The 18,023-nt window shown below is 44.2% G+C and carries 34 protein-coding genes; 26 read left to right on the top strand and 8 right to left on the bottom strand.

Annotation, left to right across the window (positions count from 1 at the left end):
* Position 1: 1 nt before the first annotated feature.
* The 7 genes from HGO26_RS05525 to HGO26_RS05495 all read right to left on the bottom strand — a co-directional run bounded on the left by HGO26_RS05525 (position 2) and on the right by HGO26_RS05495 (position 3,293).
* Positions 2 to 388: a hypothetical protein gene (locus HGO26_RS05525; RefSeq protein ID WP_168823806.1), complete on the bottom strand. Its 387-nt coding sequence runs from the start codon at positions 386 to 388 to the stop codon at positions 2 to 4.
* Positions 372 to 923, bottom strand: coding sequence for a replication protein P (locus tag HGO26_RS05520; protein ID WP_247651483.1), 552 nt, complete (start codon positions 921 to 923; stop codon positions 372 to 374). The genes HGO26_RS05525 and HGO26_RS05520 overlap by 17 nt, the downstream gene beginning before the upstream one ends.
* Entirely contained in the window at positions 904 to 1,971 is a 1,068-nt protein-coding gene (locus tag HGO26_RS05515; RefSeq protein WP_168823804.1) for a replication protein, read from the bottom strand. The genes HGO26_RS05520 and HGO26_RS05515 overlap by 20 nt, the downstream gene beginning before the upstream one ends.
* Before the next feature lie 72 nt (positions 1,972 to 2,043).
* Positions 2,044 to 2,301, bottom strand: coding sequence for a hypothetical protein (locus tag HGO26_RS05510; protein WP_012587946.1), 258 nt, complete (start codon positions 2,299 to 2,301; stop codon positions 2,044 to 2,046).
* Positions 2,301 to 2,495 (bottom strand): hypothetical protein, encoded by a 195-nt coding sequence (locus tag HGO26_RS05505; protein WP_168823802.1) that lies wholly within the window; start codon positions 2,493 to 2,495, stop codon positions 2,301 to 2,303. The genes HGO26_RS05510 and HGO26_RS05505 overlap by 1 nt, the downstream gene beginning before the upstream one ends.
* Positions 2,488 to 3,057 (bottom strand): phage regulatory CII family protein, encoded by a 570-nt coding sequence (locus tag HGO26_RS05500; RefSeq protein WP_247651478.1) that lies wholly within the window; start codon positions 3,055 to 3,057, stop codon positions 2,488 to 2,490. Before HGO26_RS05500 ends, HGO26_RS05505 begins: the two co-directional genes overlap by 8 nt.
* A gap of 32 nt (positions 3,058 to 3,089) precedes the next feature.
* Positions 3,090 to 3,293 carry a Cro/CI family transcriptional regulator gene (locus HGO26_RS05495; protein ID WP_168823800.1) on the bottom strand — a complete coding sequence of 68 codons (204 nt, stop codon included), beginning with the start codon at positions 3,291 to 3,293 and terminating at the stop codon, positions 3,090 to 3,092.
* A 105-nt stretch (positions 3,294 to 3,398) separates the two neighbouring features.
* Between HGO26_RS05495 and HGO26_RS05490 the strand changes: the two genes are divergently transcribed.
* From HGO26_RS05490 to HGO26_RS05475, 4 genes are read left to right on the top strand one after another with little or no spacing between them, the layout of a single operon-like run.
* A complete protein-coding gene (locus tag HGO26_RS05490) occupies positions 3,399 to 4,133 on the top strand; it encodes a S24 family peptidase (protein ID WP_247651489.1) in 735 nt (244 codons plus the stop codon).
* 26 nt (positions 4,134 to 4,159) lie between these two features.
* On the top strand, positions 4,160 to 4,582 hold the full coding sequence (locus HGO26_RS05485) for a hypothetical protein (RefSeq protein WP_168823796.1): 423 nt from the start codon (positions 4,160 to 4,162) through the stop codon (positions 4,580 to 4,582).
* 16 nt (positions 4,583 to 4,598) lie between these two features.
* The gene (locus HGO26_RS05480; protein ID WP_168823794.1) at positions 4,599 to 5,504 is read left to right on the top strand and encodes an exonuclease domain-containing protein; all 906 of its coding nucleotides are present in this window, start codon (positions 4,599 to 4,601) and stop codon (positions 5,502 to 5,504) included.
* A gap of 6 nt (positions 5,505 to 5,510) precedes the next feature.
* Positions 5,511 to 6,839, top strand: coding sequence for a PIN-like domain-containing protein (locus tag HGO26_RS05475; RefSeq protein WP_168823792.1), 1,329 nt, complete (start codon positions 5,511 to 5,513; stop codon positions 6,837 to 6,839).
* A gap of 102 nt (positions 6,840 to 6,941) precedes the next feature.
* Here the strand turns inward: HGO26_RS05475 and HGO26_RS05470 are convergent, their stop codons facing one another.
* Positions 6,942 to 7,577 (bottom strand): tail assembly protein, encoded by a 636-nt coding sequence (locus HGO26_RS05470; protein ID WP_168823790.1) that lies wholly within the window; start codon positions 7,575 to 7,577, stop codon positions 6,942 to 6,944.
* Between the two features lie 1,124 nt (positions 7,578 to 8,701).
* Between HGO26_RS05470 and HGO26_RS05465 the strand changes: the two genes are divergently transcribed.
* The 22 genes from HGO26_RS05465 to HGO26_RS05365 all read left to right on the top strand — a co-directional run bounded on the left by HGO26_RS05465 (position 8,702) and on the right by HGO26_RS05365 (position 17,998).
* Positions 8,702 to 9,124, top strand: a complete 423-nt coding sequence (locus HGO26_RS05465) for a hypothetical protein (protein ID WP_168823788.1) — start codon at positions 8,702 to 8,704, stop codon at positions 9,122 to 9,124.
* Complete coding sequence (locus HGO26_RS05460; RefSeq protein ID WP_168823786.1) at positions 9,117 to 9,401, top strand: hypothetical protein; 285 nt, start codon at positions 9,117 to 9,119, stop codon at positions 9,399 to 9,401. The genes HGO26_RS05465 and HGO26_RS05460 overlap by 8 nt, the downstream gene beginning before the upstream one ends.
* Positions 9,402 to 9,501: 100 nt before the next feature.
* Positions 9,502 to 9,849: a hypothetical protein gene (locus HGO26_RS05455; protein ID WP_168823784.1), complete on the top strand. Its 348-nt coding sequence runs from the start codon at positions 9,502 to 9,504 to the stop codon at positions 9,847 to 9,849.
* Positions 9,850 to 9,891: 42 nt separating this feature from the next.
* The gene (locus HGO26_RS05450) at positions 9,892 to 10,416 is read left to right on the top strand and encodes a hypothetical protein (RefSeq protein WP_168823782.1); all 525 of its coding nucleotides are present in this window, start codon (positions 9,892 to 9,894) and stop codon (positions 10,414 to 10,416) included.
* Entirely contained in the window at positions 10,413 to 11,252 is an 840-nt protein-coding gene (locus tag HGO26_RS05445; RefSeq protein ID WP_168823780.1) for a DNA adenine methylase, read from the top strand. The genes HGO26_RS05450 and HGO26_RS05445 overlap by 4 nt, the downstream gene beginning before the upstream one ends.
* Positions 11,249 to 11,971, top strand: coding sequence for a hypothetical protein (locus tag HGO26_RS05440; protein ID WP_168823778.1), 723 nt, complete (start codon positions 11,249 to 11,251; stop codon positions 11,969 to 11,971). Before HGO26_RS05445 ends, HGO26_RS05440 begins: the two co-directional genes overlap by 4 nt.
* Entirely contained in the window at positions 11,965 to 12,213 is a 249-nt protein-coding gene (locus HGO26_RS05435) for a hypothetical protein (protein WP_168823776.1), read from the top strand. Before HGO26_RS05440 ends, HGO26_RS05435 begins: the two co-directional genes overlap by 7 nt.
* Positions 12,210 to 13,274, top strand: a complete 1,065-nt coding sequence (locus HGO26_RS05430; RefSeq protein WP_168823774.1) for a DGQHR domain-containing protein — start codon at positions 12,210 to 12,212, stop codon at positions 13,272 to 13,274. The genes HGO26_RS05435 and HGO26_RS05430 overlap by 4 nt, the downstream gene beginning before the upstream one ends.
* Complete coding sequence (locus HGO26_RS05425) at positions 13,271 to 13,627, top strand: hypothetical protein (protein ID WP_168823771.1); 357 nt, start codon at positions 13,271 to 13,273, stop codon at positions 13,625 to 13,627. The genes HGO26_RS05430 and HGO26_RS05425 overlap by 4 nt, the downstream gene beginning before the upstream one ends.
* Before the next feature lie 2 nt (positions 13,628 to 13,629).
* Positions 13,630 to 14,295, top strand: coding sequence for a hypothetical protein (locus tag HGO26_RS05420; protein WP_211085835.1), 666 nt, complete (start codon positions 13,630 to 13,632; stop codon positions 14,293 to 14,295).
* The gene (locus tag HGO26_RS05415; protein WP_168823769.1) at positions 14,292 to 14,528 is read left to right on the top strand and encodes a hypothetical protein; all 237 of its coding nucleotides are present in this window, start codon (positions 14,292 to 14,294) and stop codon (positions 14,526 to 14,528) included. The genes HGO26_RS05420 and HGO26_RS05415 overlap by 4 nt, the downstream gene beginning before the upstream one ends.
* Positions 14,521 to 15,318 carry an HNH endonuclease signature motif containing protein gene (locus HGO26_RS05410; RefSeq protein ID WP_168823767.1) on the top strand — a complete coding sequence of 266 codons (798 nt, stop codon included), beginning with the start codon at positions 14,521 to 14,523 and terminating at the stop codon, positions 15,316 to 15,318. Before HGO26_RS05415 ends, HGO26_RS05410 begins: the two co-directional genes overlap by 8 nt.
* Positions 15,311 to 15,520 (top strand): hypothetical protein, encoded by a 210-nt coding sequence (locus HGO26_RS05405; protein WP_168823765.1) that lies wholly within the window; start codon positions 15,311 to 15,313, stop codon positions 15,518 to 15,520. Before HGO26_RS05410 ends, HGO26_RS05405 begins: the two co-directional genes overlap by 8 nt.
* Positions 15,517 to 15,849: a hypothetical protein gene (locus HGO26_RS05400; RefSeq protein WP_168823763.1), complete on the top strand. Its 333-nt coding sequence runs from the start codon at positions 15,517 to 15,519 to the stop codon at positions 15,847 to 15,849. The genes HGO26_RS05405 and HGO26_RS05400 overlap by 4 nt, the downstream gene beginning before the upstream one ends.
* Complete coding sequence (locus HGO26_RS22445) at positions 15,846 to 15,971, top strand: hypothetical protein (protein WP_282097977.1); 126 nt, start codon at positions 15,846 to 15,848, stop codon at positions 15,969 to 15,971. Before HGO26_RS05400 ends, HGO26_RS22445 begins: the two co-directional genes overlap by 4 nt.
* Entirely contained in the window at positions 15,971 to 16,441 is a 471-nt protein-coding gene (locus HGO26_RS05395) for a nucleoside triphosphate pyrophosphohydrolase family protein (protein WP_168823761.1), read from the top strand. Before HGO26_RS22445 ends, HGO26_RS05395 begins: the two co-directional genes overlap by 1 nt.
* A gap of 15 nt (positions 16,442 to 16,456) precedes the next feature.
* Complete coding sequence (locus HGO26_RS05390; RefSeq protein WP_168823759.1) at positions 16,457 to 16,633, top strand: hypothetical protein; 177 nt, start codon at positions 16,457 to 16,459, stop codon at positions 16,631 to 16,633.
* Positions 16,634 to 16,850: 217 nt separating this feature from the next.
* On the top strand, positions 16,851 to 17,066 hold the full coding sequence (locus tag HGO26_RS05385; protein ID WP_168823757.1) for a hypothetical protein: 216 nt from the start codon (positions 16,851 to 16,853) through the stop codon (positions 17,064 to 17,066).
* Positions 17,066 to 17,263 (top strand): hypothetical protein, encoded by a 198-nt coding sequence (locus HGO26_RS05380; RefSeq protein ID WP_168823755.1) that lies wholly within the window; start codon positions 17,066 to 17,068, stop codon positions 17,261 to 17,263. Before HGO26_RS05385 ends, HGO26_RS05380 begins: the two co-directional genes overlap by 1 nt.
* Positions 17,260 to 17,562 (top strand): hypothetical protein, encoded by a 303-nt coding sequence (locus HGO26_RS05375; RefSeq protein WP_168823753.1) that lies wholly within the window; start codon positions 17,260 to 17,262, stop codon positions 17,560 to 17,562. Before HGO26_RS05380 ends, HGO26_RS05375 begins: the two co-directional genes overlap by 4 nt.
* A 2-nt stretch (positions 17,563 to 17,564) precedes the next feature.
* Positions 17,565 to 17,786 carry a hypothetical protein gene (locus HGO26_RS05370; RefSeq protein WP_168823751.1) on the top strand — a complete coding sequence of 74 codons (222 nt, stop codon included), beginning with the start codon at positions 17,565 to 17,567 and terminating at the stop codon, positions 17,784 to 17,786.
* Positions 17,783 to 17,998: a helix-turn-helix transcriptional regulator gene (locus HGO26_RS05365; RefSeq protein WP_115334968.1), complete on the top strand. Its 216-nt coding sequence runs from the start codon at positions 17,783 to 17,785 to the stop codon at positions 17,996 to 17,998. Before HGO26_RS05370 ends, HGO26_RS05365 begins: the two co-directional genes overlap by 4 nt.
* The last annotated feature ends 25 nt before the right edge of the window (positions 17,999 to 18,023 follow it).

Here is an 18,023-nt window from a genome sequence, read left to right as displayed (position 1 = left end):
GCTATACCCCTCTAAAATGCTTCGACTGCTGCACTAAAAACCGATTCGCCTGAAAGCGACCATCGCGCCCACCAATGGCAAATAAGCGTTCGTACTCGATCGACACTGAATGCTTAAACTGCTGAGGAATAACAGACATGTGCTGTTGAATCCGCTTGGCGTCTGAATCACCACTACGGCAGTGATAAAACAACGGGTATTCACGCGCACACCGAAAGCCTTGTGCCAGTAGATCTGCTGCAGAGTACTGAATCGGTACAAACAACACGGCATCGTTAACCGCATCTTGGACCGTTGTGTTCGCAACGCTAGCTGAAGCCTTTGGCGCCACAATCGCGCTATAAAAATCAGGCGCATCTGCAGGTAACGGTTTAATTGCCAGAGCCATTGGCAGTCCTTAGTCCAAACTTTTGGCGCAGATCAGCAATAATCGAACATGCCTTTTGATTTTCTACTGGCTTGTTTACTGGCGCTGCAAGTGCCTTAGGAATACAGGCATCAAAGCTTTCTCCTTTCACTGCTCGGCGGCACATCACCTCGTAATTACGTTTAAATAAAGGCCAAGTTTGCTGTTCAGTACGGTTTTGCAACTCATACCAACCTGTTTCACGGCCAGCGGCAAATACAGCGCCATGGCTCCAATTGTGCTCACTCGGCCATCGACCATGTGAACAACACTCACGATAAGCTTGTTCTGCACTAGGCAAGCCCAACTGTTCAGGCGTAGGCGTACACATAGCCACGAACTCCGCAGGGTTAACGCTCCATGGCGCGGTCGCTGCGCGTTGTTTAAATGCCTCAATACCGATCATCACCTCACTAACACTCAAACCTGCCTCGCCAATTTTGCTAACAAACTCCGCCACTACACTGCCAAGCTCAGCACCAAACCGATTGCTAAAATCACGACTGTACAGGTTCATAGTCGGCATCAATTGTGTGGCCACCACCGTGGTGATCTGTTGACTGCTCGAGTTGCTCTGCCATTTCCCGCAGTTCGCGGAATACTCTGGCTGTGGGGTTCTCATAGCGTTGATTGTGTGCGGCAGAATCGTTTGCAGTGGTTTCATGTGATGTTCTCGCTAGCAGTTTGGCGTTAAGTTTGTCCCATTGTTTACGTAGGGTTTTGGGGCATAACACATTGCTTCCCCAAAATAAGTCGGTATTGGCAAACTTAAACAGCTTGCAGATTTCATGGTGAGTGCGTTGGTCTTGCACGCGCATTAAGCGCACTTGGTTTGCCCAGTCAGGCCAGTTAGGCTGCTTTGCAGTGGGGTTAACAATCAGGACTTTGTTGAAGATGTACTCAGCACAGGTTAAATCGTCCTGAGTGCCCCAAAGTTTGCCATTCGGAGTTTGAACAGCAGCATCGAGTTTTAATGGCTTGTCGGTCATTGCGACAGCAATGTTCGACGAAGAGATCTTTTGTATTTCTTTTGTATTAGTGTCTTTCTTTTGTATCTCTCGGTTCTGACAACCTACGCTGTCGGTTTCGACAATGGCATTATCAGAATCGACAATAATATTGTCAGTTTTAACAGTGTGTTTTTTACCGTTAATCGAATGCGATTTCTTTTCTTGCCACGCCGAAACAATCGGGTTAACGCCAACTTTACGACCATCTTTTATGATGATATCGCGCGCAGTAAGCGACTTAATCGCATGACAAATATTGCTCGTTGTAATGCCCGTCATGTCGGCTAATTGCTCTAAGCAAACCCAATCAGTGGCCTTGCCATAGCCGTAGGTTCTACGGATCACAGCAAACACAACACGGCTTTCACGATCACTCAATTTCGTTCGGCACAGGGCATCCACAAGCGTATTGGAGAGTCGTAAATAACCATCGTCCAAGTCTGCTTTCACCACCCCACCCCGCACTTGTTGTTTGTGTACAGCAACGGGCCGTAACGGCACCACATTGCTGCCACCAGCATCATGATTGACGCTAAGTTCTTGTTCTTGTAACATCTGCCTTACCTCGGCTTCTTGTAACGTTGCTCGGTATTAAGCCCACGGCCTCCACAGCTCTAGTGGGCTTTCTTATTTCAACTGCACTGCACTACCTGAAAACTGATACCCCGCATCCAGTACCCGCGCCGCAATACCTTCAGCACTCGTAGTCGGTGACTGCCTGATCACATTCGCCAGCAAGGCAATATCTTGATTGCGCTGAATCCGTGCAAAAGCTTCATCTTCTTCAGGTGTGTAGGGAATATCGGTACAAGATTTTGCGCAGGAGTTATCAGTTAACTGATTTAAATTAAGCTGCGGCATAAAGACTAAGTTTCTACCTGCCATCACGCTCTCCCATTAGCCTTTAGGCGCTCATGGTCATGGCGACAGTCGGCATCACAAAAGTGACTTGCGCCTGTAATCTTGGTTAAGCAATAGTGGCATCTGCCAGTAAACGGCAATGACGGCTGGCGAACGCCAAGCGCAGCCTTCACATGCACTTCATTTTCGATAGCGGCGGCATCTGCAATATCACTCATTGGATGCGCTCTTTGATAAGGTTTGCGAAAAAGCCACAGTCAAAGTCTTGTTAGGTTGCAGCTCAATACTAAAATCATTCACTTGCGGCAATTCCCGCACTTGGCTGCTCACCACGGCTTTAAGTGACAATACTTCACGCACTGTGTTGGTCAGTTCGCGGCCGATACGTTCAAACTCGTCAGGGGTGATCACCCCATCAGCGCGGGAGTCGCGAATTTCGGCCAGTGCAATACCCATCTGCTCGCTAATCAATAGCAGCTGATCGCTCAACTCTTCGTCACAGTTAACCGCGGCAGGCAGCTTAACGAACACGCCACCACGGCTATGGCACCAAGCCGAAACAATACGGTCGTCATCGGCCAACTCAGTAAGATGAATCGCATCACGTAAGTACAAGTGATTGCTGTCGTTATCAGGGTTGAGCTTGTTGTACATCACACCGGGCTGCTGGAATAAATCCTTCGCTAGCTTATCTACACCGTAATCGTGCCCAAGCGCATGGGCGGCATAGAGTGGATCGGTACATGAGAGACTATGGCGCTTTAATGTGAGTTTACTCATTGGGTTAGTTATCCTGTTTAGACACTCGTTAGCTAGGCAACCTGAGATGCTGAATTGGATTCAAGGGTTTTATCAGCATGAACCTTCAATTCACCACCCGTTAAGCGCTCAAGCTGAAAGGCTCGAAGCTCAGGAACTTCTTGGCCCCACTGCGAGATAGATGAGTGAGTTATGCCGAGTTGCTTAGCCAAATTGGATTTGGTTTTAAAGAAAGCTACAGCGTCAGATGTTTTCATATTCACCCTTAAAGTTAGTTTTCTAACATTATCAACAAAAGGATTCTAATGTCAAACGAATGTAAGATAACTAACGATAAAGATTTTGCTAATGAGATATTTGTTATGAGTTATCAAGCCGAGCAGATTGGCGACAGAATTAGACGGCGCAGAAAAGAACTTAAATTGACGCAAAAAAATATTGCGGATGCGCTTCAAATCACACCAAGTTCCATTACCCAATGGGAACTTGGTATGAATACGCCAAAAGGGAAAAACCTTATCAATCTAAGTAAGACGCTTGATTGCACAGCTGAGTGGCTGCTTTCTGGTAGCGTTGAAACTGAAAATAACAATGCTAATACAGAATCTAATGCAGAGTGGCATCCGGGTTTTGAGCTGTGGGATGGTGATACCCCATTAAGGGATGATGAAGTGGCTTTACCTTTCTACCGTGAAGTAGAATTAGCCGCAGGTAATGGTTCTAGTTTTGTACAAGAGAATGGCGGCTGTAAGCTGCGATTTGCTAAATCAACCCTCAAAAAGAGCAATGTGGATCCGCAATATGCGGCCTGTGTGACCGTTTCTGGTGACAGCATGCTGCCAGTTTTACATCACGGCACCACAGTTGGCGTCGACACCAGTAAAAAAAATATAGTCGATGGTAAAATGTATGCCATTGATCACGATGGCATGCTACGAGTGAAAATACTCTATCGCATACCTGGCGGCGGCATTCGCATTAAAAGTTACAACAACGATGAATACCCAGATGAATTTATCCAGCCTGAGCAAATGAGTACGATTAAAATAATTGGTTGGGTGTTTTGGTGGTCAGTGCTAAACGTATGGACTAACTAATATTTATTTAATAATGGACTATATAAATGAAGATAATCCGCTTAACTTTCTTACTCTTTATGCTCACTGGTTGTGCAACTTCAGCAGTAACCATTAATGCTGCTAAACCAGTACCTTCTGAACGACAGTTCATTAAAGGTTTAAATGACGGCAATGCAACTGTTACCATCATTCGTGATAGTGGGATCCTAGGCAGTGGCTGCAATATCAACGTCTATCTTTATGATGAACTGGCAGCAACACTTGATGTTTCTGAAAAAGTGACATTAAAAGTCAATTCTGGCGAGCTATACCTTGGGGCTCAGACGTCGGGTAAAGGCTTATGTTTCAATACCAGTGTTAAACATTTAGAAACTGTAATAAAGCAAGGTCAGCATAAGATATACCGCGTCATTACTGACCAAAATGGTAACGTGGAGATTGCTTCATCTGGGATAACTAAGAGCTAAAGGAATAGGCAAACATATGGATGATTTAACTGCAGATTTTTTAGTAAGACACCCTTATATTCCAACTAAGTTTATTGCTTTAGATGTCGAAACAACTGGGCTAGATGCAGGAATAGACAGAGTTATTGAGTTGGCAGCAATTAAGTTCGATCTGCGAAAAAATGACCATATTGTTTTTGATACGCTAATAAATCCTAACGTAAAAATATCACCCAAGATCACCAGTCTTACTGGCATAACCAATCTCATGCTAACTGACAAACCGAGTTTCGGCACTATAGCAAATGAATTGAAAGAGTTTATTGGCGACCTACCGATAGTGGCCTATAACGCCAAATTTGATAAAGGATTCATACAAGAAGAATTTGCCAACTTAGGTGTTTTCTTCGGCAATAAATTCCTTTGTGCAATGAATCTATCAAAGCTGGCATTTAGCCTACCAAACTACAAATTAGCGACAGTGGCTGCACACTGCAATGTCCAACTTATCGAAGCTCACCGCGCTAAAGCCGATGCTATCGCTGCTGGCCGTGTGTTTATGTGCGCCGCAGTAACACTAGGTCACATAAACGATAATCCTCCTAAAAAAGCTTACACTAAATTTTCAGGCGCAGACCATAAAGCATACCCACCTAACGAACTTGGCCCCATGTTCGGCCAAACCATCGTCTTTACGGGTGAATTATCTATAACACGTGCAGAAGCGTTTGCTGCAGTTTCAGAAATAGGATTTGAGATTAAAAATTCAATAACAAAAAAAACAAACTACCTTGTTGTTGGTAATCAGGATATGACTGCTGTAGGTCAAAGCGGCTTATCAAGCAAGCAAATAAGAGTCGAAGTTCTGCGAGAGTCAGGCGTTAATATAAAAGTTATTAATGAAGATGCATTTTTAGCCATGTTAAATTCAATAAAAAGATAAGTTAAAATGAAAAATCTATTCCGAAGTTTCAAAAAAACAACTGATGATGAGCTAAAAACATTATGGAAAGATGCCATTTTTGTTTTTGACACAAATGTACTCCATAGTGTTTATCGATATAAATCCAGTACGTGTGAAGATGTACTTAAGTTAATGGAACAATTACAAGACAGAGTATGGATCCCTTACCATGTAGCTTTAGAGTTTCATCGTAATCGCCTTAGTGTTATTAGTGCTCAACATAGAAGATTTGATGAAACACGTACAGCTATAGAAAATGCTATAAATAGTTTACAAAAAAAATTAACTGATCTACAGCTAGAGAAACGTCATAGTATTATAGATCCAAAAGAATTAATTGACGGCATTCATAATCTTAGGGAAAACTACCTAGTAAACTTGAATGTTCAAGAAAAAGATTGCTTAAAAGTGGATTCTGATGATCCACTACTGTCCCGGCTAGAAGGTATTTTTGATAAAAGAATTGGACCGAAACCAAATAATTCTGAATCCATAAATGAAATTATCAAAGAAGGTAAAGAGCGCTATAAGTCTAAAATCCCCCCCGGCTATAAGGATTCAGTGAAAGAAAGTGAACCAGATAACGTTTATTCTTATGCTGGAATAACTTACGAGAGACAGTTTGGTGATTTATTCGTGTGGAAACAGTTAATTCAATATATTAAGACTGAAAAAATTAAAAATGTTATTTTTGTGACAGATGATAACAAAGAAGATTGGTGGCAAATAACACAAGGTAAAACAACAGGTTTTCGATATGAACTAATCGATGAAATAATAAGTCAAACTGAATTAGATAACTTTAAAGCTTATTCTTTAGGTGGATTTTTAAGTGATGCCAAGCTATATGAAATGAATAATGTCTCTGAGGATACTATTGAAGAAGTAAATCTTTCCGCTGAAAATGAAGTATCAAAAACATCAAAAAATATGTTTGAAATTTATCAAAACGAATCGGGGTCAGATGAAGATAACTATAACGAAATATTTTTTTCAGGTATGAATCTAGACCATAAAATAAATGAACTAGAAAGTTCAAAAATAACATCATCAAATTATGAAAATTTGAAAATCAAAAGAATAGATATTTATGATAAAATTCAGTACTTAAAAGATTGCATGATAAATATTAAAAACAAAATTAATATTTTAAATGAATTAAATCATTCTATTAGTGATAACTCTCAACCTAAAACCCCTCTCCCATACGGGGAATTAGTAAGAATTAGAAATTCTCTAATTCGACATGAGAAAATATTGAATTATTTGGATGAAAAAATATCTAGCATGGATAATAATACAATAGTTGAATAATTTCTTGCCATATTATTAATATCCATAAATTGTATGAGAGAAATTAAATGAAAAGTAACCACCAATTTTAATTAGTGGTTTCATCATCTAATAAAAATAGTCTTAATCAATATTTTGATTACTATTACCGCCGACAGTTTGTATTGGCCGCTTAGTGGTAGCAATATCCTCTGCATAAATCCCAGCACTGATAATGGCACCGCCGATACGTCGCTTACCATAACCTATGCCAACTGGATTACCAGCAGCAGTAGTATTCACTGCGCCGCCAAAAGCATAGCTTGGGGCGTTTTCTGCTGCTTCCCTGCCATTAAGCCCTTTAACTTGCGGGCTCAACATTTGTACTACTCCACCAGCAATCATGCCCACACCAGCGGGTATAGTGTATGCACCAACAGCAGGGAAAATATAGCCAATAACGATCAAAGCTGCCCCTACGATCGTCTGTAATACTCCTCCGCGCTTACTTCCTCCAATGACAGGAACAATACGTATTTCACGCGTACCAGACAGATCGAATTCACCTTCTCCAACATTATTACCATTGCGAAAAATTGCATAGCGTAACCCAAGCTTGGACTGTTCCTTAATGAACTGCTCAAACCCCTTCACCGTATTTTTAATGGCGCTAAATGCCTCTGTAGTCGTTCCAGTATCTAAGTAGCGCTTGTGCTCACGGCCAAACTTTTTGGCTAGCGAGCCAGACAACTTAATAATGGTGTATTGATCATTATGCATAAACACTACCTCCATAAGTCCAATTTTTATCTGCCATTTTTACCAGCCAATAAAATTTACCCATCTTATTTATGCCCATCCCTACCTCCAAATCGATTAGTAACCTAAGTGCCACAACGGAAAGATATCACACCAAACAACTAAATGTTAGCAAACTTACTTTTTGTGTTGACATTAAAAAGTTAGCAAACTAACATTTGTTCATCGATTGGAAACTGTTCTTACAGAAAACTAATCACGCTCTTTAACAATCTGGCCCATGAACAACTAAACCCGCCTAGAGCGGACTAGGTTACTCCGAGGATCACGCGGCGGAGGATAGTAATCCGCGTAAACAGACCTATACACCGCTATTGGCGACCGGACTGTTTGAGCGGGAAGAGCCCATAAGAACAGGTACTAAATGGTTTCACTGCGAGCATGACCCAAATATGTGTATAGCCCCGCCAACCATCGGCGGTGTGGTAGATGGACAATCGCCTTGGCAACAGGGCGCATTGGGAAGGTGGCTGATTTATCCATGTGTGACTTAAGGCAGCGTGCGGATTAGCCAGAGTAGTCGTGAGGCAAAGCCAATATAGACAAAGCGAAACGTGAACGGTCGAACGCCGAGACACAGTCACCTTCACCAATGCGATTAACGCCAGCCTGCGGCGCCAGCAGGCAATCAACCAGAGGGCAAGCCAATGAAGTAACTCAATAGATCAACCATGAGCGCAGGTTATGACTGCGCCCCGAGTCGCGCTGCTAATGCAGTTTGGCGAGCCAGTGCTATCTACTGGTGAGGGTTAATAAACAAGACGGATACGGGTAAAGCAGCGTAAGAGCCTAGAGCTTGCGCCCCCGTTATTAGCGGCCAGATGGCGACAGAACGCCGGCACTAGGGCGCCGGATGACGTAACCGGCAATCAATAAAATCGAACCATCCGGAATTACCGGATAGTTGAAAGATGCTCATCTGCAGGACGCGAAACCATGAAGACTCAGCAACCCGACTTTCTCGACTTAGTGCTAATGCTACTCGCCAAGTTGATCCCGTTCGACCTGTTATAACGCGAAACCTTCCGTTTAATTTCTAGCCTTTAAAGCCAGCCAAACCTAACCACGATTCAGCGAGGTGACCTATGCAACACCCAATCGCAGCGCAATCATGCGCCATTGCGCAAGATAAACGTGCCACAACCGAAGCGCAGTTGCTAATGCACCTTGGCATAGCCTGTCGCCTCGCCCAATTGACCAACCTCATGCACTGCCCAACAGTCATTCAACGCAAAAATGCGTTAGAGCAATACCTGCAAAACAACATTTGCACCTATGCCTTTCGCGAGCGCTTCCACGTCACCAAGTTGGATGAAAGCCCATTAAAAACAACGCCACTAAACGAAGTGGCCAACATTCAAATAACTCGCAGCGGCCGCGTAAAACTTACCCGAGTAGCCCTGCCAATCGCGACCGAAATCACCATCAGCGACCGAACCTGCAGCTGGATTAATCGCTGCTTCCAACATCAAGTCATTCGCAGCCTAAAGCAGGTGCCCCATGTTTGATGCACAGGCCCATGCCACCAGCGACAAATTAGTGGGAATGCTCGCGAACGAGCTCAAGCAAGAAGCACAAGGCCGATTGCGCGATAACGCCATGGCATTTTACTGCGACCGCTCGATAGCCGAGTTAAACCAGCTGATCATCGACTATCCCGAATCAAAACACACTTGGGTTCGACTGATAGAAAGCTGGCAAGAGATAAAGCAAAAACACGGCCAGCGCAGCGCGCAAGACCTGCTCAACGCTGAATATGCACGACTAGCCTGCACACCAAGCTAAGCCCCCAATGTGAACGTGTAAGTAATCCTTACAAGTTCAACTCAAACCAACCCTATTCCATCTATCAGCCTAGTGAGTAATCACCAGTTTGGAGTTAACCATGTTCTTCGTATACGGCGTGTCCATGACCATAGCTAAAAAAGAAGCGGCTAAAAAGTGCAGCCTATACGAAGGCGTACAGCCGAAGCGTCGCGAACTCAGCCCCGCGGAATACCAAGCCAAGCTAGATGAAATGGCAAAGGCCAAGTTTGAAACTATGAAGCCACAAAAGCTGTCGCACTCGCTCTCAACGCCTTCGCTCTGCGCGCAATACATTGAGCTAGCAAAAAAACAGGACCAATGCCGCGACCTGCATGTTCGTTATCGCAAACCTACAGGCAAGGTTAACCCCAAGACCAAGAAAGAGATTGTCAGTTGGGTGGTCTACAACGGCGAAATAGCCGCGTAACGCAACCCTAAGTGCAGTGAAAACAGAGCAGAGAGAATCGATATGAGTTACTACAAAATTACCAATGAAACCGCAGTGCAAGCATTCAAAGCCTTTGATGCGGCTAAAGCAAACTTGATTGAGCAAGCGACTAAATTAGCCGACCACTTCGGTGGCAAACCTATTTTTAGCAATCGCGTTGAAAGTATTTCGTTTGCTGGTATTAACTTTCACAACTTCAACCAGCTTGAAAATAATCACTTATGGTTCAAGCCTAAAGCTGCTAATTGCTTTGCTTCATCCCCCAAATACGGCAAGCCGAAAGCCGCGGATCGTGAAGCGTTAGAAGCTATCAGAGCTAAATACAATGCCATGATGCCTGAAGAAGTTTCACGCATACCTTTACTAGAAGCGATTGGTACAAATTGGGGTGACTGCTTATTCGCCCCGCTTTCGCTGTTCCTGCACGATGATGTTATTTACCTTGATACCCGCCTTAGTCTTATCGATGCGACTGAGATATTTGGCAGCGAATATGAAGCCGTAAAAAGTGCTTATCAAGCCGCAAAAGTTGAGGTGAAAGCATGAGCAAGCTAACCAACCCAGTTTTACGCTATCACGGCGGTAAGTATCGCTTAGCGAAATGGATTATTTCCTTCTTTCCTGAACACCATTGTTATGTTGAGCCATTCAGCGGAGCCGCATCAGTATTGCTACAAAAAGAACGTTCACACGGCGAAGTTTATAACGACCTTGATCAAGACATTTTTAACTTGTTTCAAGTGTTGCGCAACCCTGATTTATGCATGCAACTGATTGAATTTTGTCACTTAACACCTTATTCGCGTGATGAGTTTTTGCAGTCATACGAATTAACTGAATGTGTTATCGAGCGAGCCCGCCGCACTATTGTGCGTTCGACAATGGGATTTGGATCAGGTGCAGCAACATTCCACCCTACAGGTTTCCGCTCAGAGGCAAAACGAGCGCATAACACTAGCGCACATCTATGGGCTAAATATCCTCCAATGCTGGCTTATGTGTGTGAACGCCTGCAAGCAGTAAACATTGAGAACCGCCCTGCTCCTGATTGCATTCGCTCACATGATGCCGATAGCACCCTGTTTTATGTTGATCCGCCATACGTCAAAGAGACTCGGCAGCTAAGAAATAATAAAGGGGTTTATCAGCACGAAATGACTATTGATGAGCATCAAGCGTTACTTGATCAACTGCTTAATGTTGATGGGATGGTCGTGTTGAGCGGTTACGAGACAGAGCTTTATAACGACATGCTAGTTGGTTGGTCATTACACAAAAAGCAAGCGCGTTGCTCTGCAGCCAATGGAACAGGACTGCGTACCGAGTGCATTTGGGTTAATCCACATGCAAATGAAAAACTGGCCAGCAAGGAGGCAGCATGAGCCAATTATTCTACCTGCGCGATTCGCGCTCTAACGTTGGCAGTACTTGCATGTTTTGGGCAGACCGAGGCGGCTACACCAGTAACCTCGATCTTGCTGAAGTTTTTACGCTTGAAGAAGCACAGCGCAAATTCAACATCCGTCACACTGACGTTCCGCTATGCAAAGAGCTTGTGGATGAATTGGCAACCGTGCGTGTTGATTGTCAGTACCTAGGCGATTCTGGCGAAAAGTCAGGCTGTGATGAATACGTTATCTCTCAAAAAGGCAGATGGGACGGTAATGACGTTTACTGGTTAACCTTTGACTTTTTGAGTGTTAACTACAAAGGCGCCGTGGTATTCAGCTACCGCAACGCGCTTGCGCGTATCGATGAACTTGGCATTGATGCAAACATCTACGCCAAGCCGGATATAGACGCCATCGCTCGCCGTACTTTCCAAGCCGCCAACATCAACGAACGCCGAATGATCACCGCTGTAGGCATTCGCAAACCCAAACGCCCACGCACCCGCCAAACCACAGGTAAAACTCGCGGTAACTGCCCACATTGCGGCTGTATCACTTGGGGTTTAAATCCTTACGAAAACTATAGCTGCGCAGAGCAATACAGCGAACGCAATGGCCTTAGCTTTGTTCTGTCGGATACCTGCGAAGAATTGAAAGCGAGCAAGGCAAGGAGAAAGCAAACCAAGATTAAAGGAGAAAAGACATGTTAACCCTATCCCCTCCCGATTTTGAAGAAATCGAGGTGGTGAAAGGCTACCAAATTACCTGCACCAGCTGCACTAAAACGCACTTCATTCCACGCAAGAGCCTAAACGTACTGGCAGATATCACCGAAGGCCTAAGCCAGTCAGGTTGGCAAAAGGCCATCAACGACAATGAATACTTTGTCTGCGTGTGCCCCAAATGCGTGAATGAACTCAAAGAAAACGAACTAGAACAGGGAGAAGCATGATGGATATGTGTTACTCAATGCCCGCTGTGGTGGGCGTACAAGGCGGTAAAGTGTTTTACACCGTGATCATGTCAATGCGTGTACTAGTTCGTATGTTACGCATTGACGATGCCGGCAGTGTGCTCGACCGCAGCCAACGCAAAGTTAACCCTGCCCGTGCTAAATCCATTGGCAATTACATGGTAACGAATCCAACGGGGTATTTTCTGCCAGGCATCATCGGCGTGGTTGAAGTGCCAACAGGCGGCGATGCGCCAAAGTTCGAAGCGTCCGAAATCAGCGGCGTAGTTGGCGTGTTAAAAATCGGCCTTGATTCGATTATCAAACTGTTCGATGGCCAGCACCGCGCCACAGGTATCGCAAAGGCACTCGAAAAATCACCGGAGCTGTCGCAAGACTCAATCTCTATCACCCTGTACATGAATTTATCGCTGCAAGAACGCCAGCAAGCGTTTACCGATATAAACCAAAATGCCAGCAAGCCGCCTCAAGGTTTGTCAGATACCTATAACCACAGGGATGAGTTATCAAAGCTCACCATGGATATAGTGAACCAAATCGACTGGATGCAAGGCCGTGTTGATTTTGCGACAAACAAACCCACGGCACAGAGCGAGTGCTATTGGTCCTTTAAACAAATTAAAGACGCCACGGCCATCATGCTGGGTACCAAGAAAAACTTTGAGCCATTCCACGCCACCCTTGCCTATGACTTTTGGAACACCATGGGCGCAGCAATGGAGCTCCAATCCCTTGGCAGTAAAGAGCGCGAAACCAGTTTATTTACCACCACAGTAATGCTTAAAGCGCTGGCGAGCGCCGCAAACGTGGCTGAATCAATCGGCCAAAGACACTGGCGCTACGCTTACCAAAACCTCATTTGGACCCGCAACAGCCAAGACTTTACTGGCCGCTGCATTTGCCCCAAAACAGGCAAGCTACTCGCCAACGCCGATGCCGTGATGCTGACATCAAACCTTATTCTAAAAACGATGCAGCAAAAGCTCGACCCAGTTCGCGCCAGCGTTGAAATAACCTATTTCCCAGAGGTGGCAGCATGAACCTTCTCATTGCAGGCTTTGAATCACCAAAGCGCATAGAGCTGATGCTGTCACTGACCAAAATCAGCTCAGACAACCTAATAAAAGCTCTGATGTTGCACTACACCGTCACCTATCTGGAAAGCGCGCCTTGGCGAGCAGCAATAAAGCACGATGTTCAACTCTCGAACTTTGTACGCGGACAAGAACGCCTCGAAGAAGTTGCGGCCACTATCGAAGCCATCAAAGAAATCGACTGGGAAAAGCATCTTGCCAAGTTAGCCGCGGCAAATGTGCGGATCGTTGAACTCGAAAAACAATTAGCCAGTTATCAGTTAACTGATTCAATCCATCAAATTAGCAAGGCTGGTTAACCATGAGCACAGTAAATAACGCCAATCTTATCAACCAATCTAATGCAGAACAGGGTTTTGAATATTACACACCACAGCCATGGCCTCAGTTAGCAAGCCAGCTAATGGGTGGAATAGATTTAGACCCAGCAAGCAACGATATTGCTAATGCCAGCATTAATGCCAAGACAATTTTCACTAAAGAAATTGACGGGCTATCTCAGCCTTGGCATGGCACGGTTTGGATGAACCATCCATTTCACAGGGGTGAGCAACCCTGCCCAACTAAATGCAAGAAAAAAGCCTGTATTAAACGCGGCCATCATATTGATAAGCCGATCCCAGGTAATAGCGATTGGATAAATAAGGTGATCTACGAGTATGAAAGCGGCCACATAAAAGAGGCGGTGATCATCACATTCTGTAATTCATCTGAAGGCTGGTTTTTACCATTGCTTAAATATTCTCAATGTTTCCCACATGGTCGAGTGCACTACAAAAAAGCCGATGGCAGCAAAGCAGATAGTTGCACCAAGGGCAGCGTGATCACTTACATCAGTAAAAACACTGCTGAGTTTGCGAGACTGTTTGGCGAGCATGGCACCATCAAAGTTGAGTTTAGCAACGAGGTAAAAGGCTCAATCGAAATCCCGCTTAAGCAAGAAAATATTGCAGGTGAAGCAGCATGAAAAACAAACTTATAGACCTAAATAATCACCTATTTGCACAGCTTGAGCGACTGTCTGACGAAAGCTTAAAAGGTGAAGCGCTGCAAGATGAAATCCATCGTTCCAAGTCAGTCACTCAAATTTCGACACAAATTGTGGCTAACGCACGTTTAGCACTCGATGCGCAAATAGCAGCAAATGACATGGGCGTAGGTAGAAAACTCCCTGAAATGTTGGAGGCTAAGAATGGCTAGATTCTTCTTCACTGTTGCCATGCTTGATTTTTTGCGTGCAACGTATCCTGAAAAGTCACTTGCTGAAACCACAGCACTTTTCAATTGTGCCTTTGGTTACACCAAGACGCTATCGCAGATTAAAGCCGCATGTTCGAACCACGGTATCACCTGTGGACGCAAACAAGGTGAAATAACGAAAGGCAAATTACGCAGTTTTACCGACGAACAATATGAGTGGGTAAAGCTGCAATATAAACGCCTCACCATCGAGCAAATTACCACGGCATTTAACCATACCTTTGGTACTGAAAAAACGATTAATCAGATCCGTGCTTTCACCCGCAACCATAAAATGAAATCGGGACGTACTGGCCGATTTAATCCTGGTTGTAAAACGTGGAATGCTGGGATGAAAGGTTGGCAAGCTGGCGGAAATTCTGCAGCAACCCAGTTTAAAAAAGGCGATATGCCACTGAACCACAAACCTGTTGGATCAGAGCGTATCGATAATAAAGACGGCTTTGTGATGGTAAAAGTATCTGAGCCTAGAACATGGCGACTAAAACACATTATCGAGTGGGAAAAACACCACGGTAAAGTGCCCGAAAGCCATAAAATTTGGTTCATCGATAACGACCGCACCAACTGTGATATTAGCAATTTAATGCTTGTCACCACCGCAGAGCATGCCGTTGTCAACAAGATGGGTTTAGGCCGCGCTCATGCCGACGCTAAAGAAACGGTTTTGCTATTAGCGCGTATAAAAATGGCGTCCACTAAACGGCTTAAAGGTGACCATCATGTCTAAGCTGCAGGGATACCTTAATACCAGCGCTGATGATGCAAAAATGTCACTTCAATATTTACTCAAGCGCGATCCACAAGAAGCCCTTTCAATGGCAAATCAAATAATTGCCGCCACAGCCTCACTCAGTAATAAAAAAACGCTGCACAAAACGGCTGTCACTCTCAAAAAGAAAGCTGAAAAAGCCATTAAGGAGTCAGTATGAAATTCAATACAGAAACAGTTGTTCGTGATGGGTATGGTGATTATCAGCACTCACAACTTCCAAATTTTGACGGTGCCGAATGCATTTCTAAGGATGCGATTGAGCAGTGGCAAGCTGAAATGGATTTTCAGTTAGTTATTAACCGCATGGATTCTGAAATCACTGAAGATCATCCGGCATGGATTCATTATTTTGAAAATGGTGATGCTGGTTTTGGTGAGTGGAATCCAGAAGCGCCTAGTGCCGATGCCATTCTTTTATCAATTCACGATACCGAAGATGGCCCTGTTGCTTGGTGGGCTGTAGAACGCACCAAGGAAGCGGCATGAAGCAATCAACCGCAATTCGCGAAGCGCTTAAGAAGTGGTACGCCATGCCACGCGAACAAGATTGGCGCTCCCAACAGTTTTTAAAACGACTCGCCGAGGAATTGGCAAAGGAAGGTAAGTGATGACAACTAAACGCAGAGTGTTTTTAGACGGCAACGGTTCAAGACAAATCAATGTTGAAGGTCTTGGTGCTTATGTTCCTGCCACCGATCTACTCGATGTTAAACAAAAACTGGGTACCGAGATTCAGCAATTGAAAGACCAAGTAAACGCGATGAAAGTTGATATAGAAATTTTAGATCATGGGATGCCAATTAATAGAATTGCCGCGAAACAATTTGATTGGGTTGAGCGAATGGGCTGGCATAACAAAACAGTTTTAGAGGCTCTAGCACTTATAGCCTCAGAAGTTGGCGAAGCCGTGAACGAATGTCGCGGTGAAGCACCTTCAGACTGTTTTGGGACTGAACTAGCCGACATCATTTTAAGAGTTACTGATCTGGCACATTGGCAAGGTATAGACCTCGCGAAAACCATTGCCAATAAAATGGCGATTAACGAACAGCGCGGCACTCGCGGCAGACGCATCTAATGAAGGTGGTGAGTGATGGCGGCACAAGTTAATTTCGTGGAAGAAAACAAAAACTTCCCTATAGAAATTGAATTGAAAGGTGAAGCGCTTTGGTTCACTAAAAAGGCGGCAATTGAATTAAACAAGAAACTTGATTCAGCAATTGCCTTAATGCTTGAACATGAGGCTATAAGCAATAAGGGTGGTGAGTGATGGGCAACCTAAGTAAGTCGTGCCATCAATGCAAGCACCTTGAATGGGTTGAAGGTGAAACTGATAGTAATACAGGGTGGTCATGCGATAAAAGGCAAGCGGCAATTTTTAACAGTTCTGCTGATTGGCCTTTAATAGAATCGAGCTTTTTATCAAAGCTTAGCGATGAAAAGTACAGGAATAGATATAAAAGATGTTTTGAACAAGGTGGTAATTGATGGCAACAATAAAATTAACCGCCAGCGAGCAAAAGCAAATATCAGAAATCCTTAAGCGCAGGGCAAATGAAATTGCGGGTTTTAGCGATGACTACAGAAGAAAAGATGATCACTACGGAAGTGTTGAAATGGCACTTACACGTGAAGTCGAGCGTCTTAGAAATCTTGCTAACCGCTTAAATCCACCAAAACCTGAAGATGAAGAGGATTGCTAATGACCACATTTTTTATATGTATTGTGCTGCTTCCGATCATCTGGGTTTTATTCTCATGGATTGGCAAAAAAATAGCGATGAAGTGGCTTTTCGGATGGAGATTTATCGTTATTAACGCAGAAGGTGAAGCGTGGTACATCGACGTTAAACCTGATGCCAAAGTCAAACCAGTTGGGAAAAATAAGGACGGTGCATGATGCTGACATCAGATGAACTTAAAAAACTTAACGATATGATATTCACTGAAAATGAATTGGCATTACTGATGTGTTTCGTTCAAATGTCATTCAAAAACAAAAATAGCTCACCATTTAAAATGAATGGTAATTCAGAGCCTTACTTCGATCAATACTGTTGCAACCTTCAAAAAACATTTGCCCAAGCAGTGCTGAACGATGCAATGCTTAAACGAGTTGATCTGCAGAAGAAAATTTTAAAATTTGTTTGCATGGAGTTTAGAGACGAGCAAGTTGAACTTCAGGTAGGTGAAGCATGAAGATGAATGACAGACTTAACCTAGCTATCGCAGAGAACGCCGAGCTTAAAGCCAAAATTACCGAGCTTGAGAAACAAGTGGTAATACTGAGCAAGCGCCCTGAGTTTGATCTATCAACTGTTCAAGGCTGTGAACAAGCCGTGATTGCTCGATTAGATAGGATGGGGATGAAAACCGATCTAATGGCATTAGACGAATGCATATTAAATAAGGCAGGTGCATGATGATTAAAGGTTACTGGTGTACAAAAGACATCACCGAGCGGTTTAGATGCACTAGCCGCACCATTTACCGCTGGATGCAAAAACCACAACATCCATTTCCAAAACCACGGATGCTAGCAGCAGGCAGTCAAAACTTGTGGGCCATCGATGATGTAGAAGCGTGGGAGACTCAAGCAGCAAACCACCAAACAAATAACAGCCAAGCCGCTTAACCCCCCCCTATCGTTCTGTATATCG

The sequence above is a fragment of the Shewanella oncorhynchi genome (assembly GCF_012584455.1).
In the GTDB taxonomy this organism is placed as follows: domain Bacteria; phylum Pseudomonadota; class Gammaproteobacteria; order Enterobacterales; family Shewanellaceae; genus Shewanella; species Shewanella oncorhynchi.
This window is presented reverse-complemented; position numbering and strand designations above follow the sequence as displayed.